The organism is Mesorhizobium sp. B2-4-6 (genome assembly GCF_006442775.1).
Classification (GTDB): domain Bacteria; phylum Pseudomonadota; class Alphaproteobacteria; order Rhizobiales; family Rhizobiaceae; genus Mesorhizobium.
The window spans coordinates 1-25,200 of the sequence record NZ_VFVI01000018.1 but is presented as its reverse complement, the minus strand read 5'-3'; the positions used below and the strand labels follow the sequence as shown (position 1 = coordinate 25,200).

At 65.4% G+C, this 25,200-nt stretch carries 22 protein-coding genes and 2 tRNA genes; 11 read left to right on the top strand and 13 right to left on the bottom strand.

What is annotated here, in order from left to right; translation table 11 throughout:
- Positions 1-3: 3 nt before the first annotated feature.
- The 7 genes from FJ957_RS29345 to FJ957_RS29315 all read right to left on the bottom strand — a co-directional run bounded on the left by FJ957_RS29345 (position 4) and on the right by FJ957_RS29315 (position 5,461).
- A complete protein-coding gene (locus FJ957_RS29345; RefSeq protein ID WP_140836343.1) occupies positions 4-1,275 on the bottom strand; it encodes a beta-ketoacyl-ACP synthase in 1,272 nt (423 codons plus the stop codon).
- A gap of 14 nt (positions 1,276-1,289) precedes the next feature.
- A complete protein-coding gene (locus FJ957_RS29340) occupies positions 1,290-2,477 on the bottom strand; it encodes a beta-ketoacyl-ACP synthase (RefSeq protein WP_140836341.1) in 1,188 nt (395 codons plus the stop codon).
- 55 nt (positions 2,478-2,532) lie between these two features.
- Positions 2,533-2,814: an acyl carrier protein gene (locus FJ957_RS29335; protein WP_027167184.1), complete on the bottom strand. Its 282-nt coding sequence runs from the start codon at positions 2,812-2,814 to the stop codon at positions 2,533-2,535.
- Positions 2,815-3,049: 235 nt separating this feature from the next.
- Positions 3,050-4,192, bottom strand: a complete 1,143-nt coding sequence (locus FJ957_RS29330; protein WP_140836339.1) for a slipin family protein — start codon at positions 4,190-4,192, stop codon at positions 3,050-3,052.
- 364 nt (positions 4,193-4,556) lie between these two features.
- A tRNA-Met gene (locus tag FJ957_RS29325) sits at positions 4,557-4,626 on the bottom strand.
- A 2-nt stretch (positions 4,627-4,628) separates the two neighbouring features.
- A tRNA-OTHER gene (locus tag FJ957_RS29320) sits at positions 4,629-4,702 on the bottom strand.
- Positions 4,703-4,912: 210 nt separating this feature from the next.
- Positions 4,913-5,461, bottom strand: coding sequence for a histidine phosphatase family protein (locus FJ957_RS29315; RefSeq protein ID WP_140836337.1), 549 nt, complete (start codon positions 5,459-5,461; stop codon positions 4,913-4,915).
- 164 nt (positions 5,462-5,625) lie between these two features.
- Between FJ957_RS29315 and FJ957_RS29310 the strand changes: the two genes are divergently transcribed.
- From FJ957_RS29310 to FJ957_RS29300, 3 genes are all read left to right on the top strand, one after another.
- The gene (locus tag FJ957_RS29310; protein ID WP_140836335.1) at positions 5,626-6,576 is read left to right on the top strand and encodes an AEC family transporter; all 951 of its coding nucleotides are present in this window, start codon (positions 5,626-5,628) and stop codon (positions 6,574-6,576) included.
- Between the two features lie 324 nt (positions 6,577-6,900).
- Positions 6,901-8,358, top strand: a complete 1,458-nt coding sequence (locus tag FJ957_RS29305) for an NAD-dependent succinate-semialdehyde dehydrogenase (RefSeq protein ID WP_140647661.1) — start codon at positions 6,901-6,903, stop codon at positions 8,356-8,358.
- Positions 8,359-8,453: 95 nt separating this feature from the next.
- The gene (locus FJ957_RS29300; protein WP_140836333.1) at positions 8,454-9,479 is read left to right on the top strand and encodes an aldose epimerase family protein; all 1,026 of its coding nucleotides are present in this window, start codon (positions 8,454-8,456) and stop codon (positions 9,477-9,479) included.
- 45 nt (positions 9,480-9,524) lie between these two features.
- Here the strand turns inward: FJ957_RS29300 and FJ957_RS29295 are convergent, their stop codons facing one another.
- On the bottom strand, positions 9,525-10,442 hold the full coding sequence (locus FJ957_RS29295; protein ID WP_140836332.1) for a sugar kinase: 918 nt from the start codon (positions 10,440-10,442) through the stop codon (positions 9,525-9,527).
- 159 nt (positions 10,443-10,601) lie between these two features.
- Between FJ957_RS29295 and FJ957_RS29290 the strand changes: the two genes are divergently transcribed.
- Both FJ957_RS29290 and FJ957_RS29285 read left to right on the top strand, forming a co-directional pair.
- Positions 10,602-11,045: a FixH family protein gene (locus FJ957_RS29290; RefSeq protein ID WP_140836330.1), complete on the top strand. Its 444-nt coding sequence runs from the start codon at positions 10,602-10,604 to the stop codon at positions 11,043-11,045.
- 7 nt (positions 11,046-11,052) lie between these two features.
- Positions 11,053-12,261 (top strand): cytochrome c peroxidase, encoded by a 1,209-nt coding sequence (locus FJ957_RS29285; protein WP_140836328.1) that lies wholly within the window; start codon positions 11,053-11,055, stop codon positions 12,259-12,261.
- Here FJ957_RS29285 and FJ957_RS29280 read toward each other — a convergent pair.
- Positions 12,258-12,710, bottom strand: a complete 453-nt coding sequence (locus tag FJ957_RS29280) for an Lrp/AsnC ligand binding domain-containing protein (RefSeq protein ID WP_140836326.1) — start codon at positions 12,708-12,710, stop codon at positions 12,258-12,260. The genes FJ957_RS29285 and FJ957_RS29280 overlap by 4 nt on opposite strands.
- Positions 12,711-12,875: 165 nt before the next feature.
- Between FJ957_RS29280 and putA the strand changes: the two genes are divergently transcribed.
- Positions 12,876-16,484 carry a bifunctional proline dehydrogenase/L-glutamate gamma-semialdehyde dehydrogenase PutA gene (gene putA, locus FJ957_RS29275; protein WP_140836324.1) on the top strand — a complete coding sequence of 1,203 codons (3,609 nt, stop codon included), beginning with the start codon at positions 12,876-12,878 and terminating at the stop codon, positions 16,482-16,484.
- Between the two features lie 42 nt (positions 16,485-16,526).
- On the opposite strand, the gene FJ957_RS29270 is transcribed toward putA, so the two are convergent.
- The 4 genes from FJ957_RS29270 to FJ957_RS29255 all read right to left on the bottom strand — a co-directional run bounded on the left by FJ957_RS29270 (position 16,527) and on the right by FJ957_RS29255 (position 20,540).
- On the bottom strand, positions 16,527-16,841 hold the full coding sequence (locus tag FJ957_RS29270; RefSeq protein WP_140647668.1) for an antibiotic biosynthesis monooxygenase: 315 nt from the start codon (positions 16,839-16,841) through the stop codon (positions 16,527-16,529).
- Positions 16,842-16,884: 43 nt separating this feature from the next.
- Positions 16,885-17,835: a TonB family protein gene (locus FJ957_RS29265; protein ID WP_140836322.1), complete on the bottom strand. Its 951-nt coding sequence runs from the start codon at positions 17,833-17,835 to the stop codon at positions 16,885-16,887.
- 127 nt (positions 17,836-17,962) lie between these two features.
- Positions 17,963-18,391 carry a hypothetical protein gene (locus FJ957_RS29260; RefSeq protein ID WP_140836320.1) on the bottom strand — a complete coding sequence of 143 codons (429 nt, stop codon included), beginning with the start codon at positions 18,389-18,391 and terminating at the stop codon, positions 17,963-17,965.
- 7 nt (positions 18,392-18,398) lie between these two features.
- A complete protein-coding gene (locus FJ957_RS29255; RefSeq protein ID WP_140836463.1) occupies positions 18,399-20,540 on the bottom strand; it encodes a TonB-dependent hemoglobin/transferrin/lactoferrin family receptor in 2,142 nt (713 codons plus the stop codon).
- A gap of 276 nt (positions 20,541-20,816) precedes the next feature.
- On the opposite strand from FJ957_RS29255, the gene hemP reads away from it, so the two are divergent.
- The 5 genes from hemP to FJ957_RS29230 all read left to right on the top strand — a co-directional run bounded on the left by hemP (position 20,817) and on the right by FJ957_RS29230 (position 24,960).
- Positions 20,817-21,023: a hemin uptake protein HemP gene (gene hemP, locus FJ957_RS29250; protein ID WP_040981784.1), complete on the top strand. Its 207-nt coding sequence runs from the start codon at positions 20,817-20,819 to the stop codon at positions 21,021-21,023.
- 67 nt (positions 21,024-21,090) lie between these two features.
- Positions 21,091-22,152 (top strand): hemin-degrading factor, encoded by a 1,062-nt coding sequence (locus FJ957_RS29245; protein ID WP_140836318.1) that lies wholly within the window; start codon positions 21,091-21,093, stop codon positions 22,150-22,152.
- An 11-nt stretch (positions 22,153-22,163) separates the two neighbouring features.
- Entirely contained in the window at positions 22,164-23,057 is an 894-nt protein-coding gene (locus FJ957_RS29240; RefSeq protein WP_140836316.1) for a hemin ABC transporter substrate-binding protein, read from the top strand.
- Positions 23,058-23,063: 6 nt separating this feature from the next.
- Positions 23,064-24,164: an iron ABC transporter permease gene (locus FJ957_RS29235; RefSeq protein WP_140836314.1), complete on the top strand. Its 1,101-nt coding sequence runs from the start codon at positions 23,064-23,066 to the stop codon at positions 24,162-24,164.
- Positions 24,165-24,171: 7 nt separating this feature from the next.
- Positions 24,172-24,960 (top strand): heme ABC transporter ATP-binding protein, encoded by a 789-nt coding sequence (locus tag FJ957_RS29230; protein ID WP_140836312.1) that lies wholly within the window; start codon positions 24,172-24,174, stop codon positions 24,958-24,960.
- Positions 24,961-25,200: the final 240 nt, after the last annotated feature.

Genomic DNA, 25,200 nt, shown 5'->3' with positions numbered 1-25,200 from the left:
CGATTAGACCGGTTCCCGCGCCATGACAAGGCAGGTGTTCTGGCCGCCGAAGCCGAAGGAATTCGACAAAACCGTGCCGACCTCGGCGTTGCGCTTCTTGTTCGGCACGACATCGAGCACGATAGCCGGATCGGGATTGTCGTAGTTGATGGTCGGCGGGATGACGCTTTCGCGCATGGTCAGCAACGAAAAGGCGGCCTCGACCGCGCCGGCGGCCGACAGCGTGTGGCCGATCATCGACTTGTTCGACGAGATCGGCATCGAGCCGATGCGCTCGCCGAAGACGGTGGACAGCGACAGGTGCTCCATCTTGTCGTTTTCAGGCGTCGAGGTGCCGTGCGCGTTGACGTAGTCGATCTCGTCTTCGCCGAGGCCCGCATCGGCAAGGGCGGCGCGCACGGCGGCGATAGCCGGCGAGCCATCGGGCTTGGAGCGGGTGCGGTGGAAATCGTCGGCCTTTTCGCCGCAGCCGCGCATGATGCCGAGGATCGTCGCGCCGCGCGCCAGGGCGGCTTCCAGCGATTCCAGCACGAGCGCGCCGGAGCCTTCCGCCAGCACGAAGCCGTCGCGGTCCTTGGAGAAGGGTTTTGAGGCCTTCTCGGGAATATCGTTGTGGGTAGAAAGCGCCGAGAGCAGCGAGAAGCGGATCAGCGCTTCGGCGGTTGCCGAGCCGTCGGCGCCGATCGACAGCGCCTTGTCGCATTCGCCGCGCCGGATCGCCTCGACCCCGAGCTGGATGGCGGTGGCGCCCGAGGCGCAGGCGGTCGACAGCGTGATCGGCAGGCCGCGCGTGCCGAAGCGGTCGGCCAGCCGGTCGGCGATCGAGCCGAACTGCGTGGTCTCGAAGACATCCAGCTCCTTCAACCCGCGCGCTACGCGCAGCAACCTTTCGGCGCCAGCGTCCTGCTTGTCGGAATTATAGAGCGAGAAGCGGTCGGTCCAGTCGAGCTCGACCGGCGGCGAGGCCAGGAACAGCGGGCCACCGAAATCGCCGGACTCCAACCCAGCTTCCGAGACGGCCTCCTGGGCCGCGGTCTCGGCCAGCTCGTAGGTGAGGTGGCTGGCGCCCTTAGAGCTCGACGGCAGGAAGTCGACCATGCCGGAAATGCGGGTGTTGAGCTGATCGACCGGAAAGCGGGTGATCGGATGGATGCCGGATTTGCCCGAGGTCAGCGCCGCCCAGTTGTCTTTCTTGCCGACGCCGAGCGAGGTCACCACGCCGATGCCGGTCACGGCGACGACAGGCCTGCCCATATGGTCTCGGAGATTGGCCATGTTTGCGTCTCTTTCTAGGCGGCCTTGATCAGCCCCAGGCCCTCGAATTGGTGATAGCCGATCGCCGTTGCAAGGACGCTATTGGGCGCGCCCTCGAATTGCCGCTCCACTGTGGCATCGAAGACAGGGTAGGCGGCCTTGCGGTCGACGGCCATTGCCGCGAGCGCAACCGCAAAGGGGAATTGAGCCTCCTTCATATGGCCGGTCAATGTCGAGAAGGCACGCACGGCCAAGGCCGGGTTGGCGTCGAGCACCGCCTTTTCGGCCGCCGTGGCGGCGTGGGCGCCGGAGGCGGCGGAAATCGTCAGCAGATCGCCGTCGGGAAGGACGGCCTGCTTCAGCAATGCGGCGATTTCGGCATTCAGTTCGCCGCGCCGGCGCCTGGCGCGGCCGGAGATGACGGGGCCAAGCTCGGCGTAGATCTTGCGGCCGCGGTTTTTTGCGTGCTCGCGCTGTTCCAGCACCAGGAAGGCGCCGCCGGAGCCCGTCACCACACCGCCGCCTTCGGCGCCTTGGCGTTGCCAGACCGGCTTCCATGGGCCGCGATGCAAGTAACCGGCCAGCTCATAGCCGAGCAGCATGTCGGAATGCTCGGTCTGAAAGGCGCCGCCGACCAGAACATGGGTCGACTGTCCCGAGCGGATGCGCGCGGCCGCCGTCTCGACAGCCGAGACGCCGGCGCCTTCCTCCCCCATGAAGGTGCGAGAGGAGCCGGTGACCTTGTGAACGATCGAGATGTTGCCGGCGAGCAGGTTGGAGAGCTGGGCCAGGAACAGGGTCGGCCGCAGTTCCGTGGTCAGCTTCTCGTTGAGCAGCACGTCGCGGTCGTTGCGGCTCTCGGAGGCCGCGAGGATCGCGGCATCGACGGCTTCGTCGCGCTCGCCGCCACCGGCCGCCACCACCATGTCCATGGTCGCGCAAAGCTCGTCGTCGCCCTTGATGCCGGCGTCATCCAGCGCCAGGCCGGCGACATAGGTGCCGAGGCGCTGCCAGGTTTCCATCTGGCGCTGGTCGCCGCGCTTGGCGATCTGCAGGTTCCAGTCGATCTCGGGCAGGGGATGGATGGTGTAAGGCGCAAAGCGCTCTGCCTCGAGCACCGGCTCAAGGCCCGGTCGGGTGAGCTTCTGCCAATGCGCATCCGGACCCTCTCCAAGCGAAGAGACAAGGCCGATGCCGGTGATGACGACGTCGTGAGAACTCATGGGCGGCTGTTGTGGGTCAGCTGGCAGGGCGCGTCAAGACTGCGCCCGAGCCGGCTCAGGCGGCCTTGGCCGCGACCAGCGCGTCGATCTTGGCGCACAGGTTCTTCATGACGAAGTAGTCGTCGGTCGAGGCCTTGCCGTCATTGACCTCCTGCGTCCACTTCTCGAGCGGCACCTTGATGCCGAATTCCTTGTCGATGGCAAAGACGATGTCGAGGAAATCGAGGCTGTCGATGCCGAGATCGTCGATGGTATGGCTCTCGGGCGTGATGGTGTCGATATCGATCTCGCTGGTGTCGGCAATGATCTTGGCGACTTTCTCGAACGTGGTGGACAAGGGCTCTTCCTTCGGTTGCGGGCGGAATCTGTCCGCATCTTGTTTGGGCGCTGTCTAATCGGTTTTTCCCGGCAGGAAAAGGCCTGATGCGCCGGGGCAGATGGGATGCCGGCTTTGGGAACGCAAGAAGGGCCGCCGGTCGATCCGGCGGCCCTCCCCATTTTACGCAGCGTCAGCTTTCTATTCCGATGCATGTCGTTGTTCCAAAACCGGAACCACTTTTGGGCGACATGCGTCAGTCGCGGAGCTTGACCAGGTCGTTGAGCAGCCCGCCCGTCCCGTTGTGGACGGTGAGCCGCTCGACCTTGCCGGCGATGGTTTCCAGAGCCTCGAGCTCCTTCAGCCGCAGCATCACCGGGTTCTCGGCCATCACCTTGGCGGTGTTGAGCAGCGAACGCGTGGCGTTCGTCTCCTCGCGGCGGCGGATGACGTTGGCCTCGGCCTGCTTCTCGGCCGCGACCACCTGGTTGAGGATCTCGCGCATATCGCCCGGCAGGATCACATCCTTGAGGGCGATATCGCTGACCTCGACGCCGATCGCGGCCATGTCGTCGCGCACCTTGGCCGCCGCGTCCTCGTCGACCGTCACCTTCTTGTCGAGGATCTGGTCGAGCGTGAGCGCGCCAAGCGTCTTGCGGAAGGCATACTGCAGGGCGCGGTAGAGGGCTTCGGAGAAGTCCTTCACCGTGCTTACCGCCTTGACCGGATCGACGACCCGGTATTCGGCGGCGATGTTGACGCGGATCGTCACGCGATCCCTGGTCAGCATTTCCTGCCCGGCGACATCGAGCGACTGCCGCTTGATGTCGACGACCTTCACCTGGACCATGCGGCCGACACTCCAGAAGGCGTGCACGCCCGCTTCAAGCGTGCGGGAAAAGACGCCGTCCACGAAGAGCAGCCCGACCTGACCGTCCACGACCGGATTGACGAAGATGTGCTCCGTCTTCCGGGCCTGGCCGATCCGGCGCATCAAGTCCGGATCGACGGCGAGATCGGCTGCCGTATCGACGGCCGTCACCTTCCACGGACCGGCATCCGTCCACAGCACGAGCTTGCGGTCCGGCGACAGCACGGCATGGAGCGCGCCGTCGCGCTCGATGACGGCGACGTCCGTGCGCCCGGTGCGAGCGACGGTGAAATGACGCGCGGCCACGTCCGGGAGCTTGTCGAACAACGCCTTCTCGTATGCCGAAACGAATTCGGGGTTCTTCAGGTCGTGCCTGGAGATTTCCAGGTTTCCGCGCCGGTTGGCGAGCCAATGTTCGCCCGGCATCAGGATCGCCTGGATCTCGCCCTTGTAGAGGGCGACGGCACGTTCGTTTTCCTTCACGAGGACGCGCTGGCGTCCAAGAAGCTTTTCGAGAATGGTCTTCATTGTCTTACTCCTGTCGGGCATGGCCCCATGCGAGGCGTCACGTCATGCGTCGATCATCCTTTCGTTTTCTCGTTTCACGTCGTCGTACTTCATGTCCTGGGCACGAATGATCCAGGGACCGGTGGCATCGATCCGCGGCGGGCCTTCGGGAGCGGATCGCGGGGCGGCGAAGCGGGCGCCGGAAGCCGAAGCTTCCCTTGCCGGCCGCGCCGCGCCTTGATCGTCACCGCGGGCCTGGCCGCGAGCCGATGGCGCAGAACATCGCCGCCGGGCAAGGCCTAAGCCCTGCCGTCGTTGAAGTCCTCGCATTCCGGTCCCCGGACCGATTTTCGAATAACACCGTGCAGGGTGCTGGCTTTCGAGGCCAATGGAGAAGGATTCGAACCTTCGACCGTCAGATTATGAGTCTGATGCTCTACCCAACCTGAGCTATCCGTGGTGCTGATGAAGGGACTCGAACCCCCGACCTCCGGACCCCAATCCGGCGCTCTCCCTCTGAGCTACATCCGCGATCCCAATCCCCGAAACGGCGCCGTATACAGGGCGGCAAAGCCGCCTGCACGGGCGGAGACGAAAGCTCCAACCGTTGTGCTCGCTTCGGTTTTCATGACCGGGAGCGCGCCTATAGACCCTGCGACGGGTTGTCGCAAGTGGCATGTCGCGGCGGATTTGCAGCTTCTTCCAGATGTGGCATTTCGGCCACGGTAGCGAGCCGCGCCCTCAGAAAGTGACGCGGCCGAGCACCTTGAGGCCGTCGCCTTCCGGCGCCACCACCACGGCTTCGCCCTCGCGCGGCGTTACGCCGGTGAGCGCCTCGATGTTTTCCAGATGCGTGACCAGCACCAGATTGTCGGAGCCGGAATAGCCGCGGATCTCCTTCATGACCGCTTCCATTTGCGCGGCCTTTTCGGCCGGGTCGGTTTTCAGCAGGTCGAGCGGCGCGAAGGGCTGCGGCTCGGATTCGAAAGCGATGCGGGCAGTGTCGAGGCAGCGGCAGTAGCGGCTGGAGAGCACGTGATCGATCGGGGCCGCGCGCGCCGCGACCAGCGCGCCGATGCGGCTTGCCTGCTGCTTGCCGCGCTCCGACAGGTTGAGCTGCGTGGCGCAATTGCCGATGTCGAAATTGGCCGGGTCGGCAGCTCCGGTGACGAAGGCATGGCGAAGCAGCACGACATGGCCGCCATCGCGCAGCAACGCCCAGCCGGCGTCCGTCGCGTGTGCAAGGCTCGGAGCGGCCAGGAGAAAAAGCGCCAGAACAATTCGCAGCATCGGAAGTCCTTTGGCGGCCCGGCGGGGGGCCAAGACCGTGATCGGCATATAGGGATCGCAAAGCCGGCCGGAAAACAAGCAGCGGCCCTGGAGATAGGCGCGCGGCGCCAATTGCATGGCGAACAGGGCTCGCCTATCACGGGAAAAATGTCTCCGCCCACAAAATGACTCCGCTTACCGAAACCGTCCTCTTCGTCTTCAGCCTTGCGGCGCTCGGCTACCTGGCCGGGCTCACCTTCTATCTGAAGCCGGCGAGCGGGGAGGGCATTTCCGAATTCGCCGTCAACGTGGCGATGCCGTTGCTGCTCTTCCAGACCATGGTCAAATCGGATTTCCATGGCGTCACGCCTTGGTCGCTGTGGTGCGCCTATTTCGCGGCCGCGGCCATCACCTGGGCCGCGGGCCATCTGGTGATGACGCGGCTGTTCAAGCGAGATGCGCGCGCGGGCATCGTCGGCGGCGTGTCGTCGGCCTTTTCCAATGTCGTGCTGCTCGGCGCGCCCTTCATCCTCGGCATCTTCGGCGCCAGCGGCTTCGAGGTGCTGTCGCTGCTGGTCTCGGTCCACCTGCCGATCATGATGATGGCATCGATCGTGCTGTTCGAGATGTTCGGGCGCGGCAGCGGCGAGACGATCCATCCGCTGCGCGTCGTCAAAAGCTTCCTCAGGCGGCTGTTCGTCAATCCGCTGATCATCGGCATCCTGGCGGGGCTCGCCTGGCGCCTCACCGGCGCGCCGCTGCCGGACCTTATCGAACGGCTGGTCGACACGCTCGCCGGCACGGCCGGTCCGGTGGCGCTGTTTGCCATGGGGCTCAGCCTGCGCCGCTTCGGCATCTCCGGCAATATCCGGCCGGCGCTGGCATTGTCTGGACTGAAACTGTTCCTGATGCCGGCGCTGGTGCTGGTGTTCGTGTGGCTGCTCGGCCTGCCGCCGCTGACTGCCAAGGTCGCCGTGGTGGTCGCAGCACTCCCTTCGGGCATCAATTCCTACCTGATCGCCGTCCAGTTCAACACCGGCCAGGCGCTGGCCTCGAACCAGATGACGCTTGCCACCGCAAGCGCGGTGGTGACCACGTCGTTCTGGTTGACGGTGGTCATCCACGTCTTCGGATAAGGGATGTCGTTATTCAACTGAGGCCGGCCTGCAAACACCGATTTCCCGCGCTTCCGGTGCTCACGTACTTTAGGTACGCTCCGCTCCGGTTCTCGGAAATCGCTATTTTCGGCTCGGCCTGACCTGAATCTCAACATCCCTCCACCAATCTCGCACGCAAGCAATCCGCGCTCGCCTTTGCTGGCCCAACCCCTATATGCCATCTTGTGATTGCTTGCCCGCCTTTCCCTAGGTAAGAGCAATGCGCCGGCGTGCGGCTCTTGAGCACGCTTCAACGGATATCCAGAAAAACGGCCGATCAGCGCGCCGAACGGAGGCCAGACCATGCTTCAGAAAACCAGTCATTTCATGCGCCAGGCCAATCTCATCAATGGTGAATGGGTGCAGGCCGACAGCGGCCAGACCATCGACGTCAACAATCCGGCGACGGGCCTCAAGATCGGCACCGTGCCGAAGGCCGGCAAGGCCGAGACCCGCCGCGCCATCGAGGCCGCCGAGGAAGCCTTCAAGAGCTGGCGCAAGACCACCGCGCTCGAGCGCTCGAAGCTCCTGCGCAAGCTGCATGACGCGATGATGGACAATCAGGACGTGCTGGCCGAGTTGCTGACCATCGAGCAGGGCAAGTCGCTCGCCGAATCCAAGGGCGAGATCGGCTCGGCCGCGGCCTACATCCTGTGGTTCGCCGAGGAAGGCCGCCGCGTCTATGGCGACATCGTGCCGTCGCCATGGGGCGACCGCCGCATCCTGGTGACCAAGGAGCCGGTCGGCGTCATCGCCGCCATCACGCCGTGGAACTTCCCGTCCTCGATGCTCGCCCGCAAGATCGGCCCGGCTTTGGCCGCCGGCTGCACCGCGGTGGTCAAGCCGGCCTCGCAGACGCCTTATTCGGGCCTCGCCTGGGGCGCGCTGGTCGAGGAAGTCGGCTTCCCGAAAGGCGTCGTCAATGTCGTGACAGGTTCGGCCGGCGAGATCGGCGACGAAATCTGCGCCAATCCGCTGGTCAAGAAGATCACCTTCACCGGCTCGACCGAGGTCGGCAAGATCCTCATCCAGAAGTCGGCAACGACGGTCAAGAAAGTGTCGATGGAACTCGGCGGCAACGCGCCGTTCCTGGTCTTCGACGACGCTGATGTCGACCGGGCGGTGGCCGGCGCCATCACTGCCAAGTACCGCAACTCCGGCCAGACCTGTGTGTGCACCAACCGCTTCCTGGTGCAGGCCGGCATCTACGACAAGTTCGTCGAGAAGCTGGCCGCGGCCAGCAACAACCTCAAGGTCGGCTCGGGCCTCGAGGAAGGCGTGCAGCAGGGACCGCTGATCGACGAGAAGGCTGTCGAGAAGGTCGAGGAATTCATTGCCGACGCTACCTCGAAGGGCGGCAAGGTCGTCGCCGGCGGCAAGCGCCATGCGCTGGGCGGCTCATTCTTCCAGCCGACTGTCATTGCCGACGCCACGCCGAAGATGCGCTTCATGAAGGAAGAGATCTTTGGGCCGATCGCGCCCGTGTTCAAGTTCGAGACCGAGGAAGAGGCGGTCGCCTTGGCCAACGACACCGAGTTCGGCCTCGCCGCCTATTTCTACACCGGCGATCTCGGCCGCGCCTTCCGGGTCATGGAAGGCCTGAAATACGGCATGGTCGGCGTCAATGAAGGCCTGATCACCACGCCCGAGGCGCCGTTCGGCGGCGTCAAGGAATCCGGTCTCGGCCGCGAAGGCGGGCATCAGGGCATCGAGGACTATCTCGATACCAAATATGCCTGTTTCGGCGGCCTCGGACTCTGATATCGATCCCTGGGACAGGGCAGGCGTTTGGCCTGCCCTTGCCGGATGATGCGCCGTCGGCCTAAATCCACGGATCAGGAAATGACATTTCGGGCATGGCGATGAAAGACGGCGAGGTCTTCGGCACGGCGCAGGCGGGCGAGGCTGTGCGCCGCTTCACCATTCGCGGCGGCGGCATCACCGCCAACATCATCGGGCTGGGCGCCATCGTCCAGGATCTCAGGCTCAGCGGCCACGATGCGCCGCTGGTGCTGGGCTACGACCGTTTCGAACCCTACGAGACCGACCGCGCCTTCTTTGGGGCCGTCGTCGGCCGCTTTGCCAACCGCATTGGCGGCGGCCGCTTCACCATCGCCGGCAACCGCTACCAGACCGAGCAGAATTTTCTCGGCAAGCACACGCTGCATGGCGGCTCGGAAGGCTTTTTCCACCGGCCGTGGACCGTCTCGCTGCACGGCCGCGATTTCGTGACGCTGACATTGCACGATCCGGACGGCACCATGGGATTCCCGGGCGCGCTCGACGTCACCTGCACCTACCGGCTCAAGATCCCCGGCACGCTCAGCATGGAACTGACCGCGACCTGCGAGGAGCCGACGCTCTGCAACCTCGCGCAGCACTCCTATTTCAATCTCGACGATGGCGGGGCGGGCGACATCCTCGACCATCGGTTGATGCTCAACGCCGGCGCCTACACGCCCGTCGATGACGAGATGATCCCGACCGGCGCGGTGAAGCCGGTCGACGGCACGCCTTTCGATTTCCGGCAGGCGCGGGCGCTGCGCATGGAGATGGAAGGCGAGCAGCTTCGCTATGACCTGAATTACTGCCTGGCCTCCAGCCGCGGGCCGCTACACCAGGCTGCCTGGGTGCAAGGCGCCAATTCCGGCGTCGAGATGGAAGTGTGGACCACCGAACCGGGACTGCAGCTCTATAGCGGTCAGTTCGTCGCGCCGACATCGCCGGGGCTCGACGGTCGCCGGTACAGGGCGTTTTCGGGCCTTTGCCTCGAAGCGCAGACCTGGCCTGACGCGCCGAACCGGCCCTATTTCCCGCCGGCGACGCTGTGGCCGGGACAGATCTATCATCAGGTCACGGAATATCGGTTCCGCTTACCTTAAAGTTTGCCGATGTTGAAGTGATGTCTGCATAAGCTTCGACAGCGCTTAACTGTCGAAGGCCATCCGCAAAGTCTCGAACGGAGCCAGCGCACCGCGAACCTGTACGACCGCGGCGGCGACTTTATGCGCGCGGCGAGCGGCGTCGGCGGGCGCGTGGCCGGCAACCCGCGCAGCGAGATAGCCGCCATTGAAGGAATCGCCGGCTCCCGTGGTGTCGACGGGGGCGGCCACATGCACCGCGTCGACAGTTTGTAAAGCGCCGTTCAGCGCAATCAGGGCCGGCTGCTCGCCATTCTTGACCACGACCTCGCCGGTCAGCTTGCCAAGGCGCTCCGCCGTTGCCTGTGGCGTCGGATCCCCGAACAGCATCTGCTCGTCAGGAAAAGTCGGCAGCGCGATGTCGCAGACCGCAAGCGCATCGTTGATCGCGGCTTGGGCTATCTCACGGCTTGGCCACAGACGTGGCCGATAGTTCGGGTCGAAGGCGACGAGCGAGCCGGCGGCCCGGGCCGCAACTATAGCCGTCAGCAAAGTTTTCCGCGCGGCCTCGTCCAGAATTGCCAGGGTGATTCCGGAAAAATAGACAAGCGCCTTGTTTTCAAGGCTTTTTGCGAGCGCGGCCGGATCCGAGGCGAGTTGGCGCGCGGCCGCGTCGCTTCGCCAGTAGGTGAAGGCGCGCTCGGCGCCGGTGAGCGTTATGGCGTAAAGGCCGGGGCGAGCGTCGGCAATGACCGGACTGTTGCCGACGCCTATGCCGTTCTCGGCAAGGAAGGCGATCTGATCGCGCGAGAAGGGGTCGTCGCCGAAGGCCGACACATAGGTCGCGGGCCGATCCGGGCTCAAGGCGTGCAACGCCCAGAGCGTGTTGAAGGTATCGCCGGCGAAACCCATGCGCCAGTCCGGGCCGGTCTGGCCCGACAGTTCCAGCATGCATTCGCCGATCGACGCGATACCCTTGGCCATGCCGGGCTTGTCCCTTCCTAAGATCCTGTTGCTGTAGCTTTTTGCGGCCGGCAGCGCCATGCTTGGCTAGCGGCGAATTTTGCGCCAGAAGCGATTTCCCACAGGCAGGGCGGGACGCCACAAACGGCCCGCGACGTTAGCAGCCGAAGAGGAACGGGTTTGGCATCGATATGGCGTTACATTCTTGCGGGTCTCGGCCTGGCCGCTCTGCTGATCGGCATCGTGGCCGCGGTCTATCTGACGCTGCCGCAATCGGCGTCCGGCCCGGACATTTCACGCTCCAAGAAGACGGCGAACGGCCTGTTCGTCGCGAGCTTCGAGCCGGAACGCGGGGTGATCCGGCAGGGCGAGCTGCAGTCCTGGCTGCTGACGCTGAAGACCGCCGCCGGCGCGCCGGTGGAGGGGGCAGCCATCACCGTCTCCGGCGGGATGCCGCAGCACGATCACGGCCTGCCGACCAGTCCGCAGGCGACCGATTACCTCGGCGACGGACGCTACCGCATCGACGGCGTGAAGTTCACGATGAGCGGCTGGTGGCAGCTGCACTTCGGTATTTCGGCGGCGGCCGGGTCCGATTCCGTCGTCTTCAACGTCGTGTTGTGAGCGGGCGATGAAGCGGCTGGCCAGCGTTGCAGGTCTGCTCGCATTGGCGACGCTCTTGCTCCTCGGCGGTTGCGGCAAGCCGCAGTTCAGCGATGCGGAGAAGAAGACCATCGCCTCACTGGCGTTGAACACCTTGCCCTCGCTCAAACCCGACACCACGAACCAGTATGCGGATGTGCCGGCGGCCGCCGCGCTTGGCTCGACGCTGTTCTTCGATGTAGGCATGAGCCGCGACGGGACGGTGTCCTGCTCGACCTGCCACAAGATCGACCGCCAGTTCCAGGACGACCTGCCGCAGGCAGTCGGCGTCAGCCGCACCAACCGCCGCACCATGCCGCTGGCAGGCGTGGCGCGCGATCCCTGGTTCTTCTGGGACGGCAGGCGCGACAGTCTGTGGGCGCAAGCGCTGACGCCGCTGGAAAATCCGCTGGAGCAGGCGGGAAACCGCGCCGCCTTCGCGCATTACATCAGGAAGCGGTTCGGCGAGCGCTATGAACGCATCTTCGGGCCGCTGCCGGACCTTTCGACCGTGCCGGCCAACGCCAGCCCGCTCGGCACGGATGCCGAGAAGGCGGCGTGGAACGCCATGTCCCCCGCCCAGCAAGACGACATCAACCGCGTCTATGCCAGTATCGGCAAGGCGATCGCCGCCTTCGAACGGTCGATCGAGCCTCAGCAAACGCGTTTCGACCGTTTTGCCATCGATCTCGCGACCGGCGCCAAGCCGGTAGGGGATGCGGTGTTTTCGCCGGAGGAGGTTCTTGGGCTGAAGCTGTTCATCGGCAAGGCCAATTGCGTCACCTGCCACAACGGGCCGCGCTTCACCGACAACTCCTTCCACAACACCGGCGTGCCGCCCGTCGACGGCTTGCCGCCGGACCGCGGGCGTGTCGATGCCGTGGCGCAGGTAGAGGCCGACCCTTTCAACTGTCTGGGCAAATTCCGTGACGGCGACGAAAGCGCCTGCCGCGAGCTGCGCTTCATGGTCAAGGACGGTCCGCAGATCATGCGCGCCTACAAGACGCCGTCGCTCAGGGGCGCCGCAAGCCGGCCGCCCTACATGCATGCCGGCCAGTTCTCGACACTCGACGAGGTGGTGGCGCATTATTCGAAAGCGCCGCTTGCCGTCGAAGGCGTTTCCGAAGTGCACTCGCTCGACCTTTCCGAGCGCGAGCGGGCGGCGCTGGTGGCTTTCCTGAAAACGCTGTCGGATTAGCGATCCTTCACCGTTTCCATCGCCACGAAGGTCGAGGTCTGGGCGACGTGGGGCAGGGCCGATATGCGCTCGCCGAGCACCCGCCGATAGGCGGCGATGTCGGTGGTGCGGACCTTCAACAGATAGTCGAAGCTCGAGGCCATCATGTGGCACTGCTCGATCTCCGCCACGCCCTGCACCGCGCGGTTAAAGGCGTCGAGCGCAGCCGAGCGCGTGTCCGACAGTTTCACCTGGACGAAGGCGACGTGGCCTTCACCCATGCGCTCGCGGTCGATGACTGCGCGGTAGCCTCTGATATAGCCGTCCTTCTCCAGCCGCTTCACGCGTGCCTGAACTGGTGTCTTCGACAGGCCGACCTTGCTTGCAAGTTCCGACATGGAAAGCCGGCCGTCGCGCCCAAGCGCGGCCAGGATGTTGCGGTCGATGCGGTCCAATTGGTCTTCAGTCATCGATATTGCAGTCAATACGATTGAAAGGATACCTATATGATAGATCGAACGGACTGCCTTGTCGATTTCTTTGGACCGGCTGAAATTTCGCAGCTGTGTTAGCTTGCGCCATTCGGTCCGGTGATCGCCAGACCGCTCACTCACGCTCGCTTTCACGGACCCGACATGCCGCTCGACGCCATCCGCCAGCAGATCCGCGCCAATTATTTGCCCGACGAAGACGAGGCGGTGAAGCGCCTTTCGGCGACGGCGGGCTTGTCGGCCGAGGAGCGCAAGGCGATCTCGGCCCGCGCGGCCGACCTGGTGCGCGCGGTGCGCGGCTCGACCGATCCCAGGCTGATGGAGGTCTTCCTCTCTGCCTACGGCCTGTCGACCAAGGAAGGCGTGGCGCTGATGTGCCTGGCCGAAGCGCTGCTGCGCGTGCCCGACACCGAGACGATGGACGACCTCATCGCCGACAAGATCGCGCCGCATGACTGGTCGGCGCATTCGGGCGGCTCGAGCTCGATCTTCGTCAACGCCTCGACCTGGGCGCTGATGCTGACCGGCCGCGTGCTCGACGAAGGCGAGGGCGGCATCGAAGGCACGCTGCGCGCCATGGTTCGCAGGCTGGGCGAGCCGGTGATCCGCAAGGCAGTGGCCGCCGCCATGCGCGAGATGGGCGAGCAGTTCGTGCTCGGACGCACCATCGCCGAGGCGATCAAGCGCGGCCGGCCGATGACGCAGAAGGGCTATCTCTATTCCTTCGACATGCTGGGCGAAGCGGCCCGCACGGAAGCCGATGCGCTGCGCTACCACCGCGCCTATGCCGACGCGATCTCCTCGCTCGATTCCGGCTCCAACGGGCCCGACATCCGTTACAACCACGGCATATCGGTGAAGCTCTCGGCGCTGCACCCGCGCTACGAAGAGGCGCAGAAGGAAAAGATGCTGCCGGTGATGGCCGAGCGGCTTCTGTCGCTGGCGCTAGCGGCGCGGCATTCGCGCATGGGCCTCAACATCGACGCCGAGGAGGCCGACCGGCTCGACCTGTCGCTCGACGTCATCGAGCGCGTGCTGGCCGAGCCGGAGCTCGCCGGATGGGACGGGTTCGGCGTCGTCGTCCAGGCCTACGGGCCTCGCGCGGCCTTCGCCATCGACTGGCTCTATGCGCTCGCGAAAAAATACGACCGCCGGATCATGGTGCGGCTGGTCAAAGGCGCCTACTGGGACACCGAGATCAAGCGGGCGCAGACGCTCGGCCTGTCCGGCTATCCGGTCTTCACCCGCAAGGCCAACACCGACGTTTCGTATCTGGCCTGCGCGAAAAAGCTGCTGTCGATGACCGACCGCATCTACCCGCAGTTTGCCACCCACAATGCGCATACCGTGGCGGCCATCCTATCGATGGCGAATGACCGCGACAGCTTCGAGTTCCAGCGCCTGCACGGCATGGGCGAAGCGCTGCACGAGACGGTGCGCCAGGCCGAAGGCACGCGCTGCCGCATCTACGCGCCGGTCGGCGCGCATTCCGACCTGCTTGCCTATCTGGTGCGGCGTCTGCTGGAAAACGGCGCCAACTCCTCCTTCGTCCACCAGTTGACCGACGAGGAAGTCGAGCCGGAGGAGATCGCGCGCGATCCGCTCGATGCCGTCGAGACGCAGGGGCCGGCCGCCAATCCGGCGATTGCGCGCCCCGCCGCGATTTTCGGCGCCGGACGCCGCAATTCCAGGGGCTTCGACATCACCGATCCGGTGACGCTGGCGGCCATCGACAAGGCGAGGGTGGAATTCGCCGGAACGGACCGCTGGCACGCGAAGCCGGTCACGCGCGCCGCCGGCTACGGCAAGCCGCGCCAGATCGTCAATCCGGCAAAGCCCGACGAGGTCGTCGGCACCGTGCACGAGGCGGCGGCCAAACAGGTGGCGACCGCCGTGCGCATCGCCGTCGACGCGCAACCCGCCTGGGCGAAGCGCCCGGTTGCCGAGCGCGCCGCGATCCTCAACCGCGCCGCCGACCTCTACGAAGCCAATGCCGCCGAATTCTTCGCTCTCGCCACCCGCGAGGCCGGCAAGTCGCTGGCCGACGGCGTCGCCGAGGTCCGCGAGGCGGTCGACTTCCTGCGCTATTACGCGACCGAGGCGGCGAATGCCGAAGCGGGCACGCAAGCGCGCGGCGCGATCGTCTGTATCTCGCCGTGGAACTTCCCGCTGGCGATCTTCACCGGCCAGATCGCCGCGGCTTTGGTCACCGGCAATTCGGTCGTCGCCAAGCCGGCCGAGCAGACGCCGCTGATCGCCTTCCGCGCCGTCGAGATGCTGCGCGAGGCCGGTGTGCCGGAGGACGTCATCCAGCTTCTGCCGGGCGATGGCCCGTCGGTCGGCGCGCCGCTCACCGCCGATCCGCGCATCGCCGGTGTCTGCTTCACCGGCTCGACCGAGGTTGCCAAGCTGATCGAGAAGCAGCTGGCCGAAACCGCGGCGCCCGATGCCATGCTGATTGCCGAGACCGGCGGCTTGAATGCGATGATCGTCGATTCCACCGCGCTGCCGGAGCAAGCGGTGCGCGACATTCTCGCCTCGGCCTTCCAAAGCGCCGGCCAGCGCTGCTCGGCGCTGCGCGTGCTCTACGTCCAGAAGGACGTCGAGAAGAAGATGCTGGAGATGCTGAAGGGCGCGATGGAAGCGCTCACTATCGGCAATCCCTGGGCCATCTCGACCGATGTCGGCCCGGTCATCGACGATGAGGCGCAAGCTTCGATCAGCGACTATTGCAAGAAGAAAGGTCTGGAGGGCCGGCTGATCGCGAAATTGGAAGCGCCGGCAACCGGCCGTTTCGTCGCGCCGCATGTCTTCCGCGTCAAAGGCATAGAGGAAATGGAGCGCGAGGTGTTCGGCCCGGTGCTGCATGTCGCGACCTTCGATGCCGACGAGATCGACGCGGTGATCGCCGCCATCAACCGCAAGGGCTACGGCCTGACCTTCGGCCTGCACACCCGCATCGAGGGCCGCGTCCAGCATTTCGTCGACGGCATCCATGCCGGCAACATCTATGTCAACCGCAACCAGATCGGCGCCGTCGTCGGCTCGCAGCCTTTCGGCGGCGAGGGGCTGTCGGGCACCGGCCCAAAGGCCGGTGGGCCGCATTACCTGCGCCGTTTCCGCAAGGGGCCGGAGGCAGGCACCGAGGTTGGCGAGGGTCACAAGGTGACGGCGACGGAGCTTGCCGACAATTTGCCGGATCCGACGCTCGGCGGCTGGTCGACGCGGCCGGATCGCGTGGCGATCCTGAGGAAGCATCTGCGTGGCAAGGGCGCGGCGGCAATCGCCGCCGCAGCAAGCCTCGATTTCGGCCAGGTCGACCTGCCGGGACCGACCGGCGAAGCCAACACGCTGTCGCTGTCGCCGCGCGGAAGGGTGCTGTGCCTCGGCCCGGATGCCGAGACGCTGCTTTCCCAGACGATCCAGGCACTCGCGGCCGGCAATGCCGTGCTGGCGGTAGCGCCGGGCGCTCCGGCGGCGCTGTCGGCGCTGACCGGCAAGGGCCTGCCGCTGGCGGCCATCGACGGCCGGCCCGATCCGGTCGAGGCGCGCTCGCTGCGGGTCGATGTCGTCGCCTTCTCCGGCACGCCAGAGGCGGCACGGATCGTGCGCAAGGTGATCGCCGAGCGCGCCGGGCCGATCGTGCCGCTGGTCAGCGAGGTGCTCAACCCGGCGGCTTACGCGCATGAGCGCGCGGTCTGCGTCGACACGACGGCCGCAGGCGGTAACGCCAGCCTGCTGGCGGCTGCATAACAGGCGAGCAAGGCTGGAAGCGCCGTCGCGAACCGGCGACGGTCAGGCGCCTTCGACGACCGAAAAGCCCTCGAATTGGGGATGGCCGAGATAGTGCACTTTCGAGCCGCCGGCATTGCGATGGGCGGCGCGGAAGTTCTCCGATTTCGTCCAGGCGACGAAATCCTCCTGGCTTGCCCAGACGGTGTGCGAGGCAAACAGCGTATAGCCCTCGGTCTCGTTGACCGGGCCGCGCAGCAGGTGGAACTCCCTGAAACCCTGCATTTCGGAGAGGCTTGAATCGCGGTTCTTCCAGACGTCCTCGAAGGCTTCTTCCGAGCCGTTCTGGACCTTGAAGCGGTTCATGGCGATATACATCTGGTTCCTTTCGAAATGGACGAATTCTTAGGATGGCGAAGTTTCAAAAAGGGCCGATCCGCGCCTTGAACACCCAACTTGATTTTCCGGTCTCGGGTGGAATGGGAGGGAACGGTGCCTGCTTGCGCACCAGTGTCAAAGCGAACTGATCGAGCTCGGCGGACCCTGAACTCTCAGCGAGCTGCAGGTCGCTGACGCTGCCGTCGGCCGCGACGACGAAAACCACCCTGGCATTGTTGCGAGCCTTGGCCTGGATCGATTTCGAAACGCGACGGTTGGCGCGGGCAAGCTTCTTCTGGATTTCACCGCTGTAGCGGGATTCGAGCGCATTGCCGGCGGCCTGTTTCTTACCCTTGCTGGCGATGACCGGCGCATCGCGCGTGTCGCCATCCGCCGTGCCGCGCGGTTCAACGGTTTCACTTGGCCCCGCCGATCCGGCTGGTGCGCTCGATGTCGCGCTCGGGACCGGTGATTGCTCGGGCTCGGCAGGGGGCGCTTGTGTGCTTTGCGGCTCGATCGCGGGCGTCGGCTTGCCGTCCGTGGGGACGCTCCGATCATCCTGGTGCGGCATGGCGGCCGCCAGGATATCCGGCGTGGGGGCCGGCTCCTTGGAGGCTTCCGGCGGAGGCTGAGGCGTCACCTGTTCACTGACCGGCTGCGGCGGAGCGGGCTGGACGGCTTGGCGTTTTGCCGGTTGCGGATCCGGCACCAGGGTAACATCCACCGCGCCGGACGCCTGGTCATCCAAGGCGCTGCCGATGACGTTGGCACCGGACTGGTCGGCGCCCTCGGCCCTGATCGGGTCCGCGGAGTCGAATGTTCCCGCGGGTGCGATCAGAAACGCCGCCGCGGCGGCGCCGTGGAGCAGGCCGGAGACGATGATCGCCACCGTCCATCTGCGATCTCGCGCGGATTGCCGCGTCCGCATGAGCGGCTCGGCCGGCTTGATCGCCAGTTCACTGCCTGCATCGGAAGGGTGATCGATATCCTGCATGTCTCGCGCCGAGACCTGCCGCACGCGACAAGGAATTGTCAAATCAAGATCGGTTGCCGCCCATGGCGGTGGACCGGAGGCAGGCCACGCCATTGCGTCAAGCGGGAAGGCCGGATGCAGTCCCACCCTATACGCCGAAAGCGATTGCGGTCCTGGTCGAGGTCTTCAGGCCGCGCATGCAGGCCGCCGGTTCGACGCCGGTGCCGGCGCATTGCGTCGCGCTGTTGATCAGCACGCGGCTGAGCTTGCCGCAGTCGGCGCCGGCGAGGTCGAAGCGCGTGACCTTGGTCTTGCCGGCCGGCAGGTCCTTGAAATCGAGCACCGTGAGACGGTCGACGATTCCGGCCTCGTTGAACAGCGCAATCTCGAAAGCCGCCTTGGACAGGTCGGCGCCGAGCGTGTTGTTGACGACGAAGGTAAGCCGGCAGCCCTTGTCCGAAGGCTGCGCCGCATTGAGCTCCAGGTTCAGGGCCGGAGCCGGCGCGGACTGGGCCCACGCCGGCACCATCGCAAACGTCGAGGTCAGCAGACGAAAGGATGCCGTGAAGCGTTTCATGTCTTCCTCAACCCCCAAAGCGCATGGTTGCCGCCAGCTTCAGCGTGACGCCGGGTTCGTAGAGGACGGCGGTCGTGCTTCCGTTGAGCGGGTTGGTGTATTTGACGTCGAACAGATTGTCGGCGCGGAAGTCGAGCTTGAGATTGTCCGTCGCCTGGTAGCTGGCGAAGGCGTTGACCAACGTATAGTCCTTGGCCACCGGATTGCCCTTGGGCTTGCCATTGTACTGCACTTCGCCGCCGACGGTCAGCTTGTCCTCGAGGAAGCGCAGGCCGAGCTGGGCCGTCACCTGGGAAGAGGGGGCGGTGGCCAGGTCGGCGCGCTCGCCTTCATAGGAGATGGTGTGGCCATTGATGATGGAGGCGGACAGGCCGGCATAGCCCCAGCCGGCGTCGTAGACGCTTTCCAGCTCGAAGCCGTTGATCTTGGCCTTGGCAAAGTTCTGGTACTGGAAGCAGATCGGAATGCCCGGGCCGAACGGGCAGCCGCTGGTCGGATCGAAGGGCGAGAGCGTCACCCCGTCGATGTAGTCGTCGACATTGTTGTTGAAGTAGGCAGCCTTGAGCCGCAGCGCGTCGCCGCCCTCGATGATATCGTTCTGCTTGTAGTTGACGCCGAACTCGACGGTCTTGCCGGTCTCGGGCTTCAGGTTCGGGTTGGGCAGGAACGGGAAGCTGACGCCGGCCGGATGGTTGCCGCTGATCAGTGTCTCGGTCAGCGAGGGCGAACGATAGCCTTCCGCATAGGTGCCGTAGAGTTGCAGGCCGGCCAGGCCAGCGCTTTCGAAGGGCGAGACGCCGATGGTGATGCGCGGCGATACCCGGTCGCCGGAGGTCTCATTCGTGTCGTCCTTCAGGCTGTAATTGTCGTAACGCAGGCCGCCAATGACCTCGAGCCACTCCCAGGTCAGCTTGTCCTGGATATAGGCGCCGGAGACGTTGCGCTTGCCCGATGGCGTGTAGAAGTTGTCGCCCCCGGCCGTGCCGCCAGTCTCGACATCGTCGCCGACCCAGTCGCCGCCATAGGTCAATTCGTGCGCGACGCTCGCCGTCTCGAAGCGCGACGTGTTCCAGATGTCGATGCCGGTCGTGCCGACATCGAAAGTGGACAGCGAGCCGGCCGGCAGCACCACGGGCAGGCCGGTGGTCGGATCGAAGCGATTCTGCGCGGTGAGCGTGGTCAGGTCGAGAACTGTCTTGTTGTAGGAAGCGTTGATGTGGAGGTCGAGCCAGCTCCTGGCGTCGTCGGTGATGTTGTAGCGGGCCGTGAAGGTGTTCGACTTCAGATCGACGTCATTGGCCGGCACGCCACCGCTGGTTTCCGTCCATCCGTCGCCCGAGCCGACCCAGCCGAGCTTCAATTCGCTGTCCTCGGTCGGGCGTATGGTGGTCTTGAGCAGGCCGCTCAACACGTCGAAACCGGTGCCGGCAACGGTATCGCCGCCGCCATTCTTGTAGTCGTCGTAGTCGCGGTAGACGATGTTGCCCAGAACGTCCCAGTTCTCGTTGATCCGGTAGGCGCCGGTGGCACTGGTGGTCCAGCCCTTGCCGTTGCTTTCATAGCGCCCGGTCAATGATCCGGCCCATGTCTCTTCCGGCTTGAGGAGATCGGCGGCGTCTTTGGTATCGAAGAAGACGACGCCGCCGATGGCGCCGGAACCGTAGGTATTGGCGACCGGACCGCGGATGACGTCGACCGACTTGATGAGCTCGGGATCGACATAGAAGGTCGACTGCGTGCCGTGGTCCGAGCGCTGGAAGTCCTGTCGGGCGCCGTCGACGATGACCGCGACGCGGCCGAAATCCTGCAGGCCGCGGATGTTGATGCTGGAGCTGACGCGGCGCGCGTCGGCCTGCACGGCGACGCCGGGCACGCCGAGCAGCATTTCGTTCGGCGTGGTCGCCATGCGGCGGTCGAGCTGCTCCTGGTCGACATGGCTGGCCGAGGCCAGCGACTGGATCGCCGTTTCGCCCGTACGGCTGATGACGAGGATCTTGTCGAGCAGGGTTTCTTCGGCCGCGGCCTTTTCATCAGCCTCTTTTTTCTGATCGGCCTGCTGCTGGTCGGCCGCCGGCTGCGCGGCCTGCTGCGCTTTGGCGGCGGGCCCGCCAAGCGCGATCACCGCCGAACCGGCCATCAATATCGCCATCGCCCGCGCCAACGATCGGAAGCCCGGGCCCGCGCTGTCGCCCGCCAGGCCCGTCCGTCCCCAAGTCACCAACCCCATGCCCCAACTCCAGATTCAGGCTCACAGCTGGCTGGCCAGTGGCTCGCTCGCATTTTTGATCACGTCCGGCGTCTTAAATCTTGACTCATTTAGTCCGGTAATGCACTGACTAGTAAACATGATTATTCGAGTCAAGAATTTAATCGGCATTTTATGAGGCTGCGGCCAAGGTGGCCGTCAGAGGAAAGGACCGACCCGATGAACACGCACAATCCCAACGATTTCCGCTATCGCGTCCGCCGCCCGGAGGACACGCAGATGCGTTACGAAAGGGTGCCGTTGGCGGTGAGGACGCTGTCCAGCAACACGCTGTTCCAGGGTGAGCACGAGATCGGCATCGAGCATCACGGCGCGCTTTACCGCCTGAAGATCACCCGCCAGGGCAAGCTGATCCTCAACAAGTGAGGATCGGCGGTGGGGCAGGCGAGCACAGATCAGGCATCACAGGTGGAAGACATTGCAGGTGGAAGTCATGGACCAGCGCGTTAAGCCGTCGCCGGAGGAAATCCGGCGGGCGCGAGAAGAAAATCCGAAAATCCGGGAGCGCGATCTTTCGGCGCAATTGGGCATTTCGGAAGCGGAGCTGGTCGCGGCGCAGTGCGGCGTCGGCGCTGTCCGCGTCGAGCCGCGCGTCAACGATCTGCTGACCGGCCTCGAGGCGGTCGGCGAGGTGATGGCGCTGACCCGCAACGAAAGCGCCGTGCATGAAAAGATCGGCGTCTACGACAAGGTCGTCACCGGCAACCACAACGCTATGGTGCTCGGCGAAAACATCGACCTGCGCATCTTCCCGAAGGTCTGGGCGCATGGCTTTGCCGTAGACAAACGCGACGGCGGCGATATCCGCCGCAGCCTGCAGTTCTTCGATGCGGCGGGCGAGGCGGTGCACAAGGTGCATCTGAAGCCCGCATCCAATCTCCGTGCCTACCAGAAATTGGTGACGAGCCTCGAATCGTCGAACCAGGAGCCGACCGTCGCGATCCTCCCAAGCGCGGCGGAAGGGGAGGGTGAGGGGCAGGGTTCTGCCGCCTCGATCGACGATCTGCGCGACCGCTGGAGCCGGCTCACCGACGTGCATCAGTTCTTCGGCATGCTGAAGACGCTGAAGCTCAGTCGCCGCGAGGCGGTGCGCATGGTGGGCCAGGACTATGCTTGGCTGCTCGACAACGACGCGGTGACCGCCATGTTCCATCACGCGGCGGCAGGCGAGATGCCCATCATGTGCTTCGTGGGCAACCGCGGCTGCATCCAGATTCATTCCGGTCCGATCAAGTCGGTCAAGCCGATGGGGCCGTGGATCAACGTGCTCGACGAAACCTTCCATCTGCACCTGAGGACCGACCACATCCACGAGGTCTGGGCGGTGCGCAAGCCCACCAAGGACGGTCATGTCACGTCGCTGGAGGCCTACGACGCCAATGGCGACATGATCATCCAGTTCTTCGGCAAGCGTCATGAAGGCGAAGGCGAGCGGGAAGACTGGCGCCTTCTGGCCGAGAACCTGCCCCGCATCCCCAATCCGACCGCTGCATGAGGTAGCACCCAATGCGCTTTGTTCTCAGTTTCCGCGCGGCGCTTGCGCCGATGCTCGGCGCCTTGCTTGCGTTCATCGCGCCGCCGGCCGGCGCTAACGAGGGGGTGGCCGCCTTTTCGGACGCCTCGCGGATCGCCTCCATAGGCGGCTCGATCACCGAGATCGTCTACGCGCTCGGCGAGGAAGGCCGTCTCGTGGCCCGCGATTCGACCAGCAACTATCCCGAGGCGGCGGCGAAGCTGCCGGATGTCGGTTACATGCGCGCGCTCTCGCCCGAGGGCGTCCTGTCGGTCAATCCGACCGGAATCCTGGCGCTGCACGGCAGCGGTCCGAAAGAAGCGGTCGACGTGCTGAAGAAGTCGAGCGTGTCGTTCATCGAGGTGCCGGACCACTACAATCATGAGGGCATTCTCGAAAAGATCCGCATCGTCGGCAAGGCGCTGGGGGTCGAGGCGAAGGCGGAGAAGCTCGCCGCGGAGACGGACGCGAAGCTGACGGCGGCGGAAAATCGGACGGCTGCGATCAAGGCGCGCAAGCGCGTGCTGTTCGTGCTGTCGACGCAAGGCGGCAAGATCCTTGCCGCGGGCAGCGACACGGCGGCCGACGGCATCATCAAGCTTGCCGGCGCGGTCAACGCGGTCGAGGGCTTTTCCGGCTACAAAGGGATGACCGACGAGGCGATCGTCAGCGCAAGGCCGGATGTCATCCTGACGATGAAGGGCGGCGGACCGCCGATCTCGGAAGAGGAGCTGTTCGCCAACCCGGCCGTCGCCTCGACACCGGCGGGCACCAGCCGCAAGATGATCAGCATGTGGGGCGGCTACCTGCTCGGCTTCGGCCCGCGAACCGCCGAAGCCATCCACGACCTTGCGGTCGAGCTCTATGGCAACCAGGTCACGGACTGAGCGGCGATGGTCGAACAGTCCATTGCCGGCGCGGGCAGGGTGATGGGGGCGGCCGATGGCGACCGCTCGGCCCGGGCAAGGTTAGTCATCCTGCTCTTGTGCCTGGCGCTCGCGCTCTGCGTGTCCCTGTCGCTGACGTCAGGCGCCTCCGACGCCTCCGCCGTCCGCGTCATCCGCGACTGGTTTACGGGCGCCATGCCCGCCGACGCGGCGCTGGCCGCGCGCGACCAGTTGATCGTCTACGACATCCGCATGCCGCGCGTGCTGCTCGGCGGGCTGATCGGCGCCGCACTCGCCGTCTGCGGCGCGGTGATGCAGGGGCTGTTCCGCAATCCACTTGCCGATCCAGGCCTGATCGGCGTTTCCGCCGGCTCCAGCCTCGGCGCTGTGGCGATCATCGTGCTCGGCACCACATGGCTTGCGCCCGTCACGCTTGCATTGGGCACGCTCGCGCTGCCGCTCACCGCCTTCTTCGGCGGGCTGGCGGTGACGTTGCTGCTCTATGCCATCGCCACGCGCCAGGGGCGGACGTCGGTCGCCACGATGCTGCTTGCCGGCATCGCCATCAGCGCTCTTGCCATGGCGCTCACCGGCATCCTCATCTTCATGGCCGACGACCGGCAGTTGCGCGACCTGACCTTCTGGCAGCTCGGTTCGCTTGCCGGCGCGACATGGCCGAAGATCGGCACCGTGGGGCCGGTGATCGTGCTGGCGCTATCGGCGATGCCGCTCCTGTCGCGCGGCCTCAACGCGCTGGCGCTGGGCGAAGCGACCGCGGGTCATCTCGGCATTCCGGTGCAGCGGCTGAAATACACGGCCATCGTCGCGGTGTCGGCGGCGGTCGGCGCTTCGGTCGCGGTCAGCGGCGGCATCGGCTTCATCGGCATCGTCGTGCCGCATGTCCTGCGGCTGGCGATGGGCCCGGACAACCGCTATTTGCTGCCGGCTTCCGCTCTGCTCGGCGCCTCGCTGCTTCTGCTAGCCGACGCGGTCGCCCGCACCATCGTCGCGCCGGCCGAATTGCCGATCGGCATCGTCACGGCGGTTGCCGGCGCGCCGTTCTTCCTGTGGATCCTGCTGCGCAAGCGCGGCGTCATTGATCTGTGAGCCTGCCATGATCGAAGCGCGCGACATCTCGGTGGCGATCGGCGGCAAGCGCATCGTCTCGCATGTCGATTTCGCGGCGCGGCCCGGCGCGGTCTCGGCCATCGTCGGACCGAACGGGTCCGGCAAGACGACCCTACTCAAGGCGCTGACCGGCGAGCTCGCCTATACCGGCACCGTCACGCTCAACGGCCGCGACCTGTCGGCCATGAGGCCTGTCGAGGCAGCCACGCTGCGCGCGGTGCTGCCGCAATCGACGGCGCTGTCCTTTCCCTTCACGGTGCGCGAGATCGTTCGCCTCGGCCTGATCGGCGGGCGCTCCGGCGTGCTGCCCGGCGAGGATGCGCGTTTGCCGGAGCGGGCGCTGGCGCGCGTCGACCTCGACGGTTTTGCCGGCCGCTTCTACCAGGAGCTTTCCGGCGGCGAGCAGCAGCGCGTGCAGCTTGCCCGTGTGCTCTGCCAGGTCTGGGCGCCGGTGCTCGAGGGCAGGCCGCGCTATCTCTTCCTCGACGAACCTGTCTCCAGCCTCGACGTCAAGCACCAGCTCATCATCATGAACATCGCCCGCGACTTCGCCCGGCGCGGCGGTGGCGTGGTGGCGATCCTGCACGACCTCAACCTGACGGCCATGTACGCCGACCGGATTTTCGTGCTCTCCCACGGCCAGCTGGCCGCCGCCGGGGCACCGACGGACGTGCTCAATGACGAGCTGATCGAGAAAGTGTTCGACTGCCGGCTCAAGGTCGGCGCGCTGCCGGTGGGAAGCATTCCGTTCGTATTGCCGCAGTCGGCGGCGTAGGCTTGGCGGCAAACTTCGTCATCCACGGGCGGAGCAAGGAGCGTAGCGACGCAGCGCAGACCCGAGGATCCATTCCGTGACATCAACCGAAGAAAGCAGCGGCCCAGAAGGAGCGCTGGCGCTAACGCCGCCAGTTCTGCATCGCTGCGGCACTCGAACGTTACGGAATGGCAACTGTGTTCACGCGAATGCGGTTTTATCGCGCATGATGGCGTTGAGGACGACCAGGAGCTTCCTTGC